This window comes from Rhodococcus sp. HNM0569, from assembly GCF_012726205.1.
In the GTDB taxonomy this organism is placed as follows: Bacteria; Actinomycetota; Actinomycetes; order Mycobacteriales; family Mycobacteriaceae; genus Rhodococcus_F.
Genome location: NZ_JAASAE010000003.1, coordinates 13,184 through 26,747 on the forward strand (window position 1 = coordinate 13,184; position 13,564 = coordinate 26,747).

At 70.4% G+C, this 13,564-nt stretch carries 15 protein-coding genes; 12 read left to right on the plus strand and 3 right to left on the minus strand.

Annotated features, from left to right (window positions below; genetic code table 11):
• Positions 1-27: 27 nt before the first annotated feature.
• Positions 28-585, plus strand: a complete 558-nt coding sequence (locus HCA44_RS04700) for a hypothetical protein (RefSeq protein WP_169647383.1) — start codon at positions 28-30, stop codon at positions 583-585.
• A 58-nt stretch (positions 586-643) separates the two neighbouring features.
• On the opposite strand, the gene HCA44_RS04705 is transcribed toward HCA44_RS04700, so the two are convergent.
• Together HCA44_RS04705 and HCA44_RS04710 are read right to left on the minus strand one after the other, a co-directional pair.
• Positions 644-1,117, minus strand: coding sequence for a YbaK/EbsC family protein (locus HCA44_RS04705; protein WP_169647384.1), 474 nt, complete (start codon positions 1,115-1,117; stop codon positions 644-646).
• 46 nt (positions 1,118-1,163) lie between these two features.
• Entirely contained in the window at positions 1,164-2,231 is a 1,068-nt protein-coding gene (locus HCA44_RS04710) for an alpha/beta fold hydrolase (protein ID WP_169647385.1), read from the minus strand.
• Between the two features lie 114 nt (positions 2,232-2,345).
• Between HCA44_RS04710 and HCA44_RS04715 the strand changes: the two genes are divergently transcribed.
• A complete protein-coding gene (locus HCA44_RS04715; protein WP_169647386.1) occupies positions 2,346-3,176 on the plus strand; it encodes a crotonase/enoyl-CoA hydratase family protein in 831 nt (276 codons plus the stop codon).
• Between the two features lie 97 nt (positions 3,177-3,273).
• Here the strand turns inward: HCA44_RS04715 and HCA44_RS04720 are convergent, their stop codons facing one another.
• Positions 3,274-3,765 (minus strand): inorganic diphosphatase, encoded by a 492-nt coding sequence (locus HCA44_RS04720; protein ID WP_169647387.1) that lies wholly within the window; start codon positions 3,763-3,765, stop codon positions 3,274-3,276.
• A gap of 204 nt (positions 3,766-3,969) precedes the next feature.
• On the opposite strand from HCA44_RS04720, the gene dacB reads away from it, so the two are divergent.
• The 10 genes from dacB (at position 3,970) to HCA44_RS04770 (ending at position 13,529) form a co-directional block, all read left to right on the plus strand.
• Entirely contained in the window at positions 3,970-5,304 is a 1,335-nt protein-coding gene (gene dacB / locus HCA44_RS04725) for a D-alanyl-D-alanine carboxypeptidase/D-alanyl-D-alanine-endopeptidase (protein ID WP_169647761.1), read from the plus strand.
• Entirely contained in the window at positions 5,301-6,374 is a 1,074-nt protein-coding gene (locus HCA44_RS04730) for a zinc-dependent metalloprotease (RefSeq protein ID WP_169647762.1), read from the plus strand. Before dacB ends, HCA44_RS04730 begins: the two co-directional genes overlap by 4 nt.
• Positions 6,350-7,345 (plus strand): tRNA lysidine(34) synthetase TilS, encoded by a 996-nt coding sequence (tilS, locus tag HCA44_RS04735; RefSeq protein WP_169647388.1) that lies wholly within the window; start codon positions 6,350-6,352, stop codon positions 7,343-7,345. The genes HCA44_RS04730 and tilS overlap by 25 nt, the downstream gene beginning before the upstream one ends.
• A 4-nt stretch (positions 7,346-7,349) precedes the next feature.
• Positions 7,350-7,904 (plus strand): hypoxanthine phosphoribosyltransferase, encoded by a 555-nt coding sequence (gene hpt / locus HCA44_RS04740; RefSeq protein WP_169647389.1) that lies wholly within the window; start codon positions 7,350-7,352, stop codon positions 7,902-7,904.
• Positions 7,905-8,152: 248 nt separating this feature from the next.
• Positions 8,153-10,585, plus strand: coding sequence for an ATP-dependent zinc metalloprotease FtsH (ftsH, locus tag HCA44_RS04745; protein WP_169647390.1), 2,433 nt, complete (start codon positions 8,153-8,155; stop codon positions 10,583-10,585).
• Positions 10,586-10,687: 102 nt separating this feature from the next.
• Positions 10,688-11,308: a GTP cyclohydrolase I FolE gene (folE, locus tag HCA44_RS04750; protein WP_169647391.1), complete on the plus strand. Its 621-nt coding sequence runs from the start codon at positions 10,688-10,690 to the stop codon at positions 11,306-11,308.
• 44 nt (positions 11,309-11,352) lie between these two features.
• Positions 11,353-12,159, plus strand: coding sequence for a dihydropteroate synthase (gene folP / locus HCA44_RS04755; RefSeq protein WP_169647763.1), 807 nt, complete (start codon positions 11,353-11,355; stop codon positions 12,157-12,159).
• Positions 12,152-12,553, plus strand: a complete 402-nt coding sequence (folB, locus tag HCA44_RS04760; protein ID WP_169647392.1) for a dihydroneopterin aldolase — start codon at positions 12,152-12,154, stop codon at positions 12,551-12,553. The genes folP and folB overlap by 8 nt, the downstream gene beginning before the upstream one ends.
• Positions 12,550-13,065, plus strand: a complete 516-nt coding sequence (gene folK / locus HCA44_RS04765; protein WP_169647393.1) for a 2-amino-4-hydroxy-6-hydroxymethyldihydropteridine diphosphokinase — start codon at positions 12,550-12,552, stop codon at positions 13,063-13,065. The genes folB and folK overlap by 4 nt, the downstream gene beginning before the upstream one ends.
• Positions 13,062-13,529, plus strand: coding sequence for a DUF3180 domain-containing protein (locus HCA44_RS04770; RefSeq protein WP_169647394.1), 468 nt, complete (start codon positions 13,062-13,064; stop codon positions 13,527-13,529). The genes folK and HCA44_RS04770 overlap by 4 nt, the downstream gene beginning before the upstream one ends.
• Positions 13,530-13,564: the final 35 nt, after the last annotated feature.

Below are 13,564 nucleotides of genomic sequence, written 5' to 3' on the forward strand. Positions count from 1 at the left end.
CGCACCGACGAGGACCGAGGTGCCGCCATGACGAACACGCGATCGATACCGGTCGGAATCGACCTCACCGGGCTCGGCTCGGTGCCCGGCGACGCGGCGTGGACCGCCGTGACGGCCGCGGACGGCGCGGAGTGTGGCGCGAACATCGTGCGTATCCGGTCGCTGGATCTGCGGGACGCGCAGGCCACCCGCGAGCAGGTGCGCGCGGACGCGGTCGTCGAGGGGCGTGATCCGGACGGTGTGACGGTGCTCGTGGACGTCGAGGTGGTGGTGGCGCCGGACGCGCGCCGTGCCCGCCGCGAGTTCGCGGCTCTGGGTGCGTCGCTGCGTCCGGCAGCCGATGCGACATTGCGGTACGTCGGTACACCGAGTGGTCTCGGTGGCCTGATCGACGACATCGTGGCCGCGGGAGTGGCCGACGGTGTCACGGTGTTGCCGTTGCCCGCCGACGGCGTCGTCGATCGTGTGCTGGACGAGACACTGGCGTGGTTGGGCGACCGGGGTGCGCGCGTACGGGTGGACGCGGTGGAGTCGGTGCGTGCTGCCGCGCGCACGCTCGCGCGGGGCGCCGCTCTCGCGTCGTAAGGTCCACCGGATTGCCGGGCCCCGTCCGAATGGTGCGACCGGGGCCGTGTCGTAGGGCTCAGTCGACGTCGATCGCGAGGCCCGCGGTGATACGGACGAGTTCGCTGAATGTGGTGCGGAACACAGTGTTCGGGTGTCCAGCGGCTGCCCAGAGTTCGGGATGGTCGGCCAGCGCGTTGTCGATGTAGGTGGGCAGGTTGGTCGGATGCCCCACGGGGGCGACTCCGCCGATCGGCTGGCCGGTCACTTCGCGGACGGTGTCGAGCGGCGCGCGAGTGAGTTCGCCCTGCAGCCTCTTGCCGGTGCGTTCGAGGTCGACTTCGTGGGCGCCCGACACCAGGAGCAGCACGGGGTCGTCGTCGAGGAGGAAGACCAGCGACTTCGTGATGGCGCCGACGCCGACACCCAACGCGTCGGCGGCGTCGGCCGCGGTGCGGGTCGAATCGGACTGCGTGACGATCACGCCGTGGTGGCCACGGGAAATGAGCGTGGCGGCGACGTGGGCGGCGTTCCGGTGCAGTTGCCTCGACATGGGAGACAGCGTAGAAGGCTACTGATCGGTAGGCGCGTGGCGCGTGTCACGCCACGGGTGCCGCCTGCCCGGTGAGGAATCGGTCGAGGTGTCGCCATGTGGTCGTGCGAGCCGCAGCGCCGGCGACGACGCCGAGGTGGCTGCCGCCGACGGTCTCGAATCGAACCGAGGGTGCGCCGGTGAGGACGGTCCGCACCGCCTCCGCCGACGCGACGGGTGCGATGACGTCCGAGTCGCCGCCGATCGCGAGAACCGGGACCTCGACGTCGGAGAGTCGGACCTCCTTGTCGTCGAGGGTGAATACTCCCTCCGCCAACGAGTTTCCGAGGATCAGTTGCGCGCACATCTGCGCGAAGAACCGCGCGGGGTAGCCCGGCATGTCGCCCATGAAGCGGTCGATCGACTGCATGTGGGCGAGTGCGTCCGGCCGAAGGATGTTGCGCGCGACGAACATCGGGCGCCGGATCTCGCGGGGTAGTGCCGTGAACCGGTAGCTTGCCTGCACGATCGGCGCGGGGAGGCCGCCGAGCAGGTCGGTCGCTGCCGTCAGGGGGCGCTCGGTGACGACCCGTCCGATCAGTTGCAGTGGTGCGATCGTGGGGATGCGGCTGTAGTCGACGGGTGTCGCGAGGGCCGTGAGAGACCCGATCGGCAGTGACGGATGTGCCGCAGCGGTCAGCAGGGACAGGGTTCCGCCGAGGCTCCAGCCGATGACGTCGACGGGTGCGCCGTCGTGTCGCCCGGCCACGAGGTCGATCGCGTCGGGGAGGATGTCGTGCACCCACGACTCGAACCCGAGGTCGCCGTCCGAGCGGGTCATGGTGCCGTAGTCGACGAGATAGGTGGGTGCCCCCGAATCGACGAGGTGCGCCGCGAGGCTCTGGCCGGGGCGCAGGTCGAAGCACGTCGCGGGCGCTGCGAGCGGTGGAACGAGCAGTACCGGTCGGCGTGCGGCGTCGACGCGGGCGCCGGGGCGGCCGAAGGTGTACAGGTCGCGGTGGTGGCCGGCGCGCACGAGTGTGCGCGGGGTCCGGACCTCTCGGCGGATGCCGCCGCCGAGTGTCAGCTTCCATGCGTTGCGCGTCGCGGCGCCTGCGTACGGCAGTACGTCCATGCGGAAATCCCCCTCGGCAGCTCCATTTAGTGTGACCGAAATATACAGACACTGCCGGCACGGTATTCGAGGCCACCGGCTATGGCGGGCGCGGTGCATCGCTACTCTCGGGTAATGACCGAACAGCAGACCTGGAAGGCGTTCACCGTCGAGACGGTGGACCACGTCGCGCGCGTGACGCTCGTCGGCCCCGGCAAGGGCAATGCGATGGGGCCGGACTTCTGGTCCGAACTCCCGCAGATCTTCGCGGACCTCGACGCCGACGCGGACGTGCGCGCCGTCGTGCTCGCGGGCTCCGGCAAGAACTTCTCCTACGGCCTCGACCTGCAGGCCATGGGCGGCGACCTCGGCCCGGTGCTTGCCGACGGCGCGAAAGCGAAGGCGCGCACCGAGTTCCACGCCACGATCCGGCGCATGCAGGCCGCCATCACCGCGGTGGCCGACTGCAGCAAGCCGGTCGTCGCTGCCGTCCAGGGTTGGTGCATCGGCGGCGGCGTCGATCTGATCACCGCGGCGGACATCCGCTACGCATCGGCGGACGCCAAGTTCTCCGTGCGTGAGGTCAAGGTCGCGATGGTCGCCGACGTCGGCACGCTGGCGCGGCTCCCGCGCATCATCGGCGACGGACATCTGCGTGAGTTGGCGCTCACCGGCAAGGACATCACCGCCGAGCGCGCCGAGCGCATCGGTCTGGTCAACGAGGTGTTCGACGACGCCGATGCGCTCCTCGCTGCCGCACACGCCACCGCCGCCGAGATCGCGGGCAATCCGCCGCTCGTGGTGCAGGGCGTCAAGAACGTGCTCGACCACACGCGCTCGGCGGACGTCGACGACAGCCTGCGCTACGTCGCGGCCTGGAATGCCGCATTCCTGCCGTCGGAGGACCTGACCGAGGCGGTCACGGCGGTCTTCCAGAAGCGCACGCCCGACTTCAAGGGCGCCTGACCTCGCATACGACGACACAGGGCGGATGTTCTCGGAACATCCGCCCTGTGTCGTCTGGTACCGCGGTCACGGCAGTCGAATCCCGACCGCCGTCCGGTCAGTGGCCCCCGTCGGCCTTCAACCGTGCGAACGACGCCTCGATCTCGGCCTCGGCCTCGGCGCGCCCGACCCAGTCGGCGGCCTCGACATGCTTGCCCGGCTCGAGATCCTTGTAGTGCACGAAGAAGTGCTTGATCGCGTCGAGCTCGAACTGCGACACGTCGCCGATGTCCTGGATGTGATCCCACCGGGTGTCGCCGGCCGGAACGCACAGGATCTTGTCGTCGCCGCCGGCCTCGTCGACCATCTTGAACATGCCGACCGGACGGGCCTCGACGAGGACGCCGGGAAACACCGACTCGGGCAGCAGAACCATCGCGTCCAGCGGGTCGCCGTCCTCGCCGAGCGTGTTCTCGATGTAGCCGTAGTCGGCGGGGTAGCCGAACGCCGTGTAGAGGTAGCGGTCGAGCTTGACGCGCCCCGTCTCGTGGTCAACCTCGTACTTGTTCCGTTGACCCTTGGGGATCTCGATGGTGACGTCGAACTCCACGCCGGTTCCTCACTTCGCTCGTCGCTGACGTTTCGTCGGGAAGGATATCGGTTCACCGCTAGGGTTGTGTCGTCGCCCGTTGCCGATGAGCGCAGTGGGAAGCATGGTGCGTTCGGCGCGGGCGCGCGAGGGGTCGAGATCGGAACGGGCGGAGGTCCAGTGGCGGGCAAGTCGGGCACTCTCGAGGTGCGGCACCGCCGCAACATGCGCATCCTGATCGTCACCGTGCTCGTGCTGGCGGTCGCCGTCGCGGCCGTCGTCGTGGCGGTGCAGGTTTCACGCAACTCGGAGGACGCCCGCGTCGCACCCGCGCCCGAACTCGTCGACCCGCAGCCGCGCGTCGTTCCCCTCGCGTCCGACGCGCCACTGCCGGGCGGCGTGGCCGCCGCGCTCGGTCCCGCCGTCGCCGATCCCGCGCTCGGCGCGTTCACCGGAAGCGTGCGCGACGCGCTCACCGGCGACGTGTTGTGGAGCGCGGGCGAGTCCACGCCGATGACACCCGCGTCCACCACGAAGGTGCTCACCGCCGCGGCCGCACTGCTCACCCTGCCTGCCGACCAGCGGCTCGAGACCAAGGTCGTCGCCGGGACACAGCCCGGCCAGATCGTCCTCGTCGCGGCCGGCGACCCCACGCTCACGTCCCTGCCCGTCGGGCAGACGGGGTACTACCCGGGGGCGGCGCACCTGTCCGACCTCGTCGACCAGGTCCGCGCGTCGGGCACCGACGTGCAGTCCGTCGCGGTGGACGCGAGCATCTACGGCGGGCCGAACATGGCGACCGGGTGGTTCCCCGAGGACATCGGCGCCGGTTACATCACGCCCACGGAACCGGTCATGATCGACGGCGGTCGCGCCGACCCGCGAGTCGACGAATCGCCGCGCAGCGCCACCCCCGCACTCGACGCGGGCAAGGCGCTCGCGTCGGCACTCGGGCTCGATCCCGCGGCCGTCACGGCGGCCGCGGCTCCCGTGGACGCGACGGCCGTCGCGACGGTGCGATCGGCTCCACTGCGTGACCGGCTGCGCCAGATGATGGAACACTCGGACAATGTGCTCGCCGAAGCCGTCGGACGGGAGGTCGCCGTGAGCCGTGGAAAGCCGGTCACGTTCGACGGCGCCGCGTCGGCCGTCGTCGGTGCCCTGTCGGACGCCGGTTTCGACATGACCGGCGTCGTGTTGCACGACACCAGCGGCCTCTCGGTCGACGACCGTGTCACGGCCCGCGCCCTCGACGACGTCCTCACGGCCGCCGCAGGCAACGGCGATCCCCGCTTGCGCGCGCTGCTCGACTACCTGCCCGTCGCCGGGTCCACCGGCAGTCTCTCCGACCGCTACGCGTCGGGCAATCGCGTCGGCGCCGGGTGGGTGCGAGCGAAGACCGGCACGCTGTCCGAGGCGAGCGGCCTCGCCGGATACGTCGTGGATCAGGACGGCCGTGCGCTCACGTTCGCGCTGCTCTCGAACGGACGCCCGCCCGAGGTCAGCAGGCCCGCACTCGACACCGTCGCCGCGACCCTCCGCACGTGCGGGTGCCCATGACGTCGCGCGGCGACGACGCCACCGGCACGGAGAACGCCGAATCGGGCCTGTTCTCCGGATCCGTCGACTGGAACCTCGCCGCACGCACCGGAGCTCGGCTCGCGCGGCCGGGCCCCGCGATGTCGCGTTACACCCACGACGCCGTCACCGCCGAACTCGTCGCCGCCGCGGTTCGCGCCGAATCGCCGGTGCGCGAGGTCACCGGTCTCGCAGACGGCCTGCCGATTCCCGCGGCGCGCGTCCTCGACCGGCCCGGCTGGATCAGCGCGGCCACGTCGTCGATGGCGGAGCTGACCGGCAGCGACGACGCCGCCCGCGGGCTCGTCGTCGGCAAACCCGCAGGGCTGCAGGTGGGCGTCATGCTCGCGTACCTGTCGTCGGCGATCCTCGGCCAGTACGACCCGTTCACCGACGACGGCACGCTGCTGCTCGTCGCGCCCAATGTGGTGGCGGTCGAACGCGCGCTCCGCGTGCAACCGCACGATTTCCGCATGTGGGTGTGTCTGCACGAGGTCACCCACCGCGTGCAGTTCTCGTCGTCGCCGTGGCTCGCCGACCACATGAAGTCGGCCGTCGACACTCTCGGCGGGGGGGACGACGAGCCACTCACCGACATGATCGCGCGACTGTCGGCGGCCGTCCGCGCTCGGCGCGAGAACGCTCCGCGCACCGGTCCGGGCGGACTCGTCGGGCTGCTGCGCGAATCGCAGGCCCCCGCGCAACGCGACGCACTGGACCGGCTCCTCGTGCTCGGCACCCTGCTCGAAGGGCACGCCGACCACGTGATGGACGCCGTCGGCCCGGCCGTCGTGCCGACCGTCGGGACCATTCGCGCGGCGTTCGACCGCAGGCGCCGCAGGCCCGCCAATCCGGTGCAGCGGCTCATCCGTGCACTCCTCGGGATGGACGCGAAGATGGCGCAGTACGTGCGGGGCAAGGCCTTCGTCGACGCGGTGGTCGCGAAGGTCGGGATGGAACGCTTCAACGTCGTGTGGACCGACGCGAGCACGCTCCCTCGCTACGACGAGATCGACGACCCGGACGCATGGATCGCACGCGTCCTCGGCTGATCCCACCCGAGCAGCCCGCGATCCTCGAGATCCGGCACGCGGTGCGGGCGTGGCTGGCCGACGCCGCGACACGCGACGTCACGGTCGGGCTGTCGGGCGGCGCCGATTCCCTCGCGCTGACCGCCGCGGCGGTCGTCGAAGCGGACTCCGTGCACGCGGTCGTCGTCGATCACCGACTGCAGGACGGGTCCGATGCCGTCGCGCGCCGGGCCGCCGCGCAGGCCAAGGCGTGGGGGTGCGTGAGTGCGCGCGTCGTGGAGGTCGACGTGCACGGCGACGGCGGGATGGAAGCCGCCGCCCGGCGCGCACGCTATGCGGCACTCGACGACCGTCGCGACGGGCGTCCCGTGCTGCTCGCGCACACCCTCGACGACCAGGCCGAGACGGTGCTCCTCGGCCTCGCACGCGGCTCGGGCGGGCGCTCGCTCCGCGGCATGGCGGCGTTCGACCCGCCGTGGGGCAGGCCGTTGCTCGCGGTACGTCGCAGCACGACGCGTGCCGCGTGCAGCGAACTCGCGGTCGAGCCGCACGACGACCCGCACAACACGAGCGCCGAGTTCACCCGTGTGCGACTCCGGCACGAGGTTCTTCCGTTGCTCGACGAGGTGCTCGGCGGCGGCGTCGCACCCGCTCTCGCCCGCACCGCGGTACACCTGCGGGAGGACGGGGAGGTGCTCGACGCCGACGCCGCACGTGTGGCATCCCGCACCGTCACCGCCGACGGCGTCGACGCGTCCGCGCTCGCGCAGCACCCGCCTGCGGTCCGCCGCCGCGTCCTGCGTTCGTGGCTGATCGGCTCGGGTGCAACGGGACTCACCGATCGCACGCTGCGTGCCGTCGACGACCTGGTGGCCCGCTGGCACGGCCAGGGTTCGGTCGCGATCGGCGGGGGCACCCCGGAGGCGAGGTTGGTCGTGTCTCGGCGACGTGGCACTCTGAACACCGCATTCGAAGACCGAGGAAGGGTTTGACGGCGTGTACGAGGGCGATATCGCATCGGAGCTGATCTCGGAAGCGGACATCCGCAGACGCACCGCCGAGCTGGCCGAGGAAGTCGCGAAGCGGTATCCCGAAGGCGGCCCCGAAGGCGACCTGCTCCTCGTCGGCGTTCTCAAAGGCGCGATCTTCTTCATGACCGACTTCGCGCGTGCCCTCCCCATCCCGGCGCAGATGGAGTTCATGGCCGTCAGCTCGTACGGGTCGTCCACGTCCTCGTCGGGCGTCGTGCGCATCCTCAAGGACCTCGACAAGGACATCGCCGGGCGGCACGTGCTCATCGTCGAGGACATCATCGACTCGGGTCTCACGCTGTCGTGGCTCATGAAGAACCTGTCGACGCGTAATCCGGCCTCGCTCGAGGTCGTCACGCTGCTGCGCAAGCCCGAGGCCACCAAGGTCGACGTCGACGTCGCCCATGTCGGCTTCGACATCCCGAACGAGTTCGTCGTCGGCTACGGCCTCGACTACGCCGAGCGCTACCGCGACCTGCCGTACATCGGCACCCTCGACCCCAAGGTCTACGGCGGCTGATCCCGAGCGGAGTCGTTCCGCGGCTCGGGCGGCGCGCACGCGCGCGAACACGGGCTTCGCGGTGCCGGGAACCATCGCGGCGTCGTGCGCGTTGGCAAGAAAGACGTCGGTCGGTGTCGGGCGTCCGCGTGTGCGCCCCCGAACGTGGGGGCTACGACGCGCGGTAACCTGGTTTGTCCGGTTGACAACGCAAGATCTGCACGCAAAGCCCGCACTCTCGAAAGGACCGGCCACCTCGGTCGACCTGTATGAACCGAAAGACTGTGATCCGCAATCTGGCGATAGTCGCCGGCATCTTGCTGGTGATCTACCTGTTCAGTTACTTCGGTAACGACACACGCGGGTTCAAGGAAGTCGACACGTCGGTCGCGATCGCCCAGCTCGACGAGAACAACGTCGAGAAGGCCCAGATCGACGACCGCGAGCAGCAGGTGCGCCTGTGGCTGAACGGCGGCAACGACGCGACCGAGGGCGAGACGCAGATCATCGCCAAGTACCCGGCGTCGGCGTCCGAGCAGATCTTCGACACGGTGCGGGACAAGAACCTCACGAGCTACAGCACGACGGTCACGCAGGAGAGCTGGTTCACCTCGATCCTGCTGTTCGTGCTGCCGATGGTCATCCTCCTCGGCCTGTTCTTCTTCATCATGAGTCGCATGCAGGGCGGCGGCCGCGGCGGCGTCATGGGCTTCGGCAAGTCCAAGGCCAAGCAGCTGTCGAAGGACATGCCCAAGACCACGTTCTCCGACGTCGCGGGTGCCGACGAGGCCGTCGAAGAGCTCTACGAAATCAAGGACTTCCTGCAGAATCCGGCGCGCTACCAGGCTCTGGGCGCGAAGATCCCGAAGGGCGTGCTGCTGTACGGCCCGCCCGGCACCGGCAAGACCCTCCTCGCGCGCGCCGTCGCAGGCGAGGCAGGCGTGCCGTTCTTCACGATCTCCGGGTCCGACTTCGTCGAGATGTTCGTCGGTGTGGGCGCGAGCCGAGTACGCGACCTGTTCGAGCAGGCGAAGCAGAACAGCCCGTGCATCATCTTCGTCGACGAGATCGACGCGGTCGGCCGTCAGCGCGGCGCCGGTCTCGGCGGCGGCCACGACGAGCGCGAGCAGACGCTCAACCAGCTGCTCGTCGAGATGGACGGCTTCGGCGACCGGCAGGGCATCATCCTCATCGCCGCCACCAACCGCCCCGACATTCTCGATCCCGCGCTGCTGCGCCCCGGTCGCTTCGACCGGCAGATCCCGGTCGGTGCCCCCGACCTGGCCGGCCGTCGCGCGATCCTGAAGGTGCACTCGCAGGGCAAGCCGATCGACCCGAATGCGGATCTCGAGGGCCTCGCCAAGCGCACCGTCGGCATGTCCGGTGCCGACCTCGCCAATGTCGTCAACGAGGCCGCGCTGCTCACCGCGCGCGAGAACGGCAACGTCATCACCGAGGCCGCGCTCGAGGAATCCGTCGACCGTGTCGTCGGCGGTCCGCGACGCAAGAGCCGCATCATCTCCGAACAGGAGAAGAAGGTCACGGCCTACCACGAGGGCGGCCACACCCTCGCGGCGTGGGCGATGCCCGACATCGAACCCGTCTACAAGGTCACGATCCTGGCGCGTGGGCGCACCGGTGGCCACGCGATGACGGTCCCCGAGGACGACAAGGGCCTCATGACCCGGTCCGAGATGATCGCGCGACTCGTCATGGCGATGGGTGGCCGTGCGGCCGAGGAACTCGTGTTCCACGAACCGACGACGGGCGCGTCGTCGGACATCGACATGGCGACGAAGATCGCCCGGGCGATGGTCACCGAGTACGGCATGAGCGCCAAGCTCGGTGCGGTGCGGTACGGCCAGGAGGGCGGCGATCCGTTCCTCGGCCGGTCGATGGGCCAGCAGTCCGACTACTCGCACGAGATCGCCCGCGAGATCGACGAAGAGGTTCGCAACCTCATCGAGGCCGCGCACACCGAAGCGTGGGCGATCCTCGATGAGTACCGCGACGTCCTCGACACCCTCGCAGGCGAGCTGCTCGAACACGAGACGCTCACCCGCAAGGATCTCGAGCGGATCTTCACGTCCGTCGAGAAGCGTCCGCGGATCACGCTGTTCAACGACTTCGGCGAGCGCACTCCGTCCGACAAGCCGCCGATCAAGACGCCCCGCGAGCTCGCGGCCGAACGCGGCGAGCCGTGGCCGCCCGAACCGGCCATGGCGGGCACCCCCGGCGTGCCCAACGGTGGGGTGAACAACGGAGGTCAGGCCGACCCCAACGGTCGCCCGGGCGTGCGCCACGAGAACGGCAACACCTACCCGCAACCCGGCCAGTACCAGCAGCCCGGGCAGCAGTATCCGCAGCCCGGCCAGTACCAGCCTGCCCCGCAGGGTGCGTACTCGGGCCAGGGCTACCAGCCGGGCCAGTACCAACCGCCAGCGCCGGGGCAGAACCAGGGACCCGACTACGGTGCGCCTGCGGGCTGGTCCGCTCCGGGCTGGCCGCCCCGGGAACAGGGGGCAGGCTGGAATCCGCCCGGTATCGAGCCCGACGGTTCCGGCAGGCACAGCAGCGACGGCAACGGCGAAGGCGGCAGTGGCAACGGTGCCGGAGGCAGTGGCAACGGTGCCGGAGGCCCTGGCAACGGGGCAGGCGGCGGCAACGCGCCCACCCAGCAGTGGGGTAGCGGAAACCGCTGACCGTCCACCGCGCCGGGTTCGGCCTGCGCGTAGCCCGTCCCGGGCCCGGAAGTAGGGTGACGACACGTGCAGCAGACGCGCGAATCAGTGGAGGTGGAGCCCGTGCTCCCAGGCGAGGTGAGCCCGGACGAACCGGAGGCGACGGCGACCGGCCGTGTCTTCGATCAGGCGCGGGCCGAGGCCGCCGTGCGTGAGCTCCTCGTCGCCGTGGGAGAGGACCCCGATCGACCGGGGCTGCTCGACACTCCCGCTCGAGTCGCCCGCGCCTACCGTGAGGTGTTCGCCGGCCTGTACACCGACCCCGATCACGTGCTCGACACAACCTTCGACGAGGGACATCAGGAGCTCGTACTCGTACGCGACATCCCGATGTACTCGACGTGCGAGCACCACCTCGTGTCTTTCCACGGCGTCGCGCACGTCGGGTACATCCCCGGCGCGACGGGACGGGTCACCGGCCTCTCCAAGCTCGCCCGCGTCGTCGATCTGTATGCGAAGCGTCCGCAGGTACAGGAGCGGCTCACCAGCCAGATCGCGGACGCGATGATGCGCAAGCTCGATCCGCGCGGCGTCATCGTGGTCGTCGAGGCCGAACACCTGTGCATGGCGATGCGCGGCATCCGCAAGGCAGGCGCCACCACCACGACGTCCGCCGTGCGCGGCATCCTCCAGTCGAGCGCGGTGTCGCGCGCCGAAGCTCTCGACCTGATCCGGCGCAAGTGACCGCCGTGCACCCGTTGTTGCCGAATCCCGGCCGCACGGCCGTCATGGGCATTCTCAACGTCACGAGCGACTCCTTCTCCGACGGCGGCCGCTATCTCGATCGCGACGCCGCCCTCGCGCACGCGCTCGGCCTCGCGCGACTCGGTGTCGACGTCGTCGACGTCGGCGGCGAGTCCACCCGTCCCGGGGCCGATCGCGTCGATCCGGATGTCGAGGCCGCACGCGTCGCGCCTGTGGTGCGCGACCTCGTGGCCGAGGGTATCTGCGTCAGCGTCGACACGATGCGCGCGTCGGTCGCCGCCGCGGCACTCGACGCGGGTGCGCACATCATCAACGACGTGTCCGGCGGTCGCGCCGATGCCGACATGGCGGCCGTCGTGGCCGATGCGGGCGTGCCGTGGATCCTGATGCACTGGCGGTCGGCCGCGGACTACGTGCATCGCGGAACCGCCGACCACTACGACGACGTCGTCGCCGACGTCACGCGCGAACTCCTCGAACAGGTCGACCTCGCGCTCGCGGCAGGAGTCGCGCCGGAGGCGATCGTCCTCGATCCGGGCCTCGGATTCGCGAAGAACGCCGACCACAACTGGGCGCTGCTGCATGCGCTCCCACAGTTCAACGCGCTCGGCTATCCGGTCTTGATCGGGGCGTCGCGCAAGCGTTTCCTCGGTGCTCGTCTCGCGGGTGCCGACGGCGTGCCGCCGCCGCCCGTCGAGCGCGACACGGCCACGGCGACGGTCTCGGCGCTCGCGGCCACACACGGCACGTGGGGTGTGCGCGTGCACGACGTGCGGGGCTCGCTCGACGCGATCGCCGTCGCGGATGCCTGGGAGCGTGGGCGTGCCTGACCGCATCGCACTGCGCGGGCTCCGGGTCCGCGGCAACCACGGCGTCTTCGCGCACGAGAAGCGCGACGGCCAGGACTTCGTGGTCGATCTGACGGTGTGGGCTTCGCTCGCCGCCGCGGCGCGGTCCGACGATCTGGCCGACACGCTGCACTACGGCGAGCTCGCCGAACTCGCGGCGGCCGTCGTGAGCGGGCCGAGCCGGGACCTGATCGAGACGGTCGCGGGCGAGATCGCCGATGCCGTCCTCGCCTACGACGCGCGCATCGACCGCGTCGAGGCGACCGTGCACAAGCCGTCGGCGCCGATACCGCTGGCGTTCGACGACGTCGCGGTCGTCGTGGACCGGGTAGCCGCGCGGGACGGAACCGCCGATCGGGGGAGGGCGGAGCGGTGACGCGCGCCGTGCTGTCGATCGGTTCGAACATCGGCGACAGCCGGGCACACCTGGCGTCGGTACTCACCGGGCTCGCACCGCACGTCGTGGCAGTGTCGTCGGCGTATCGCACAGCCCCGTGGGGCGGCGTCGACCAGCAGGATTTCCTCAATGCGATCGTCGTGGTCGACGACCCGGCCACGGACTGCCGAGGTTGGCTGGGCCGGGCGCAGCAACTCGAGCGCGATGCCGAACGGGTGCGTGACGTCCGGTGGGGCCCGCGGACACTCGACGTCGACATCGTCGTGTGCCGCGACGCCGACGGCGTCGACGTCCGCAGCGACGACCCCGAACTGACACTCCCGCACCCGCGTGCCCACGAGCGGGCGTTCGTGCTCGTGCCGTGGCTCGAGGTCGAGCCGGACGCCGAACTGGTCGTCGACGGCCGCGCGGTACGGGTCGACGCGGCGCTCGCACTGCTCGACGCCGACGAGCGCGACGGCGTGCGAGCGGACGGGCCGGTGGGCACGTGAAACCGACCAGGATCTGGGATCTCGTCACGATCGGGGTTGTGGCGCTCGTCGCAACCTGGATCCTCGTGCGCGTCTTCTACGGCTCGTTCCCGCCGATCCCGCTGCTCGCGGGTGCGTCTCTCTATCCGGTCGCGGCGATCGAAGTCGTCCTCGCATTCATGATCCGGGCCCGCATCGAGAAGCGGAAGGTGGGCGCAGGTCTGCACGATCTGCATCCCATCATCGCCGCACGAGTTGCCGCGCTGGCCAAGGCTTCCGCGCTCCTCGGCGCCGCCGCGGGCGGCGTGTGGATCGGTTTCCTCGTCTACCTGATCCCGCAACGGTCGACATTGCAGGCGGCGGCGTCCGACACACCGGGCGCGTGGGTCGGGCTCGGCGGCGCACTCGTTCTGCTCGCCGCCGCGTTGTGGCTCGAACACTGCTGCCGCGCACCGCACGATCCCACCGACAGCCGACCCGACTGAATCGGAGCAGGGCTCCGGGCCGGTCGCCACGTACC

Excerpts from the sequence above, each read along its gene's own strand:
- HCA44_RS04700 (WP_169647383.1), top strand. The coding sequence starts at position 28 with ATGACGAACACGCGATCGATACCGGTCGGAATCGACCTCACCGGGCTC.
- HCA44_RS04705 (WP_169647384.1), bottom strand. The coding sequence starts at position 1,117 with ATGTCGAGGCAACTGCACCGGAACGCCGCCCACGTCGCCGCCACGCTC.
- HCA44_RS04710 (WP_169647385.1), bottom strand. The coding sequence starts at position 2,231 with ATGGACGTACTGCCGTACGCAGGCGCCGCGACGCGCAACGCATGGAAG.
- HCA44_RS04715 (WP_169647386.1), top strand. The coding sequence starts at position 2,346 with ATGACCGAACAGCAGACCTGGAAGGCGTTCACCGTCGAGACGGTGGAC.
- dacB (WP_169647761.1), top strand. The coding sequence starts at position 3,970 with ATGCGCATCCTGATCGTCACCGTGCTCGTGCTGGCGGTCGCCGTCGCG.
- HCA44_RS04730 (WP_169647762.1), top strand. The coding sequence starts at position 5,301 with ATGACGTCGCGCGGCGACGACGCCACCGGCACGGAGAACGCCGAATCG.
- tilS (WP_169647388.1), top strand. The coding sequence starts at position 6,350 with ATGGATCGCACGCGTCCTCGGCTGATCCCACCCGAGCAGCCCGCGATC.
- ftsH (WP_169647390.1), top strand. The coding sequence starts at position 8,153 with ATGAACCGAAAGACTGTGATCCGCAATCTGGCGATAGTCGCCGGCATC.
- folP (WP_169647763.1), top strand. The coding sequence starts at position 11,353 with ATGGGCATTCTCAACGTCACGAGCGACTCCTTCTCCGACGGCGGCCGC.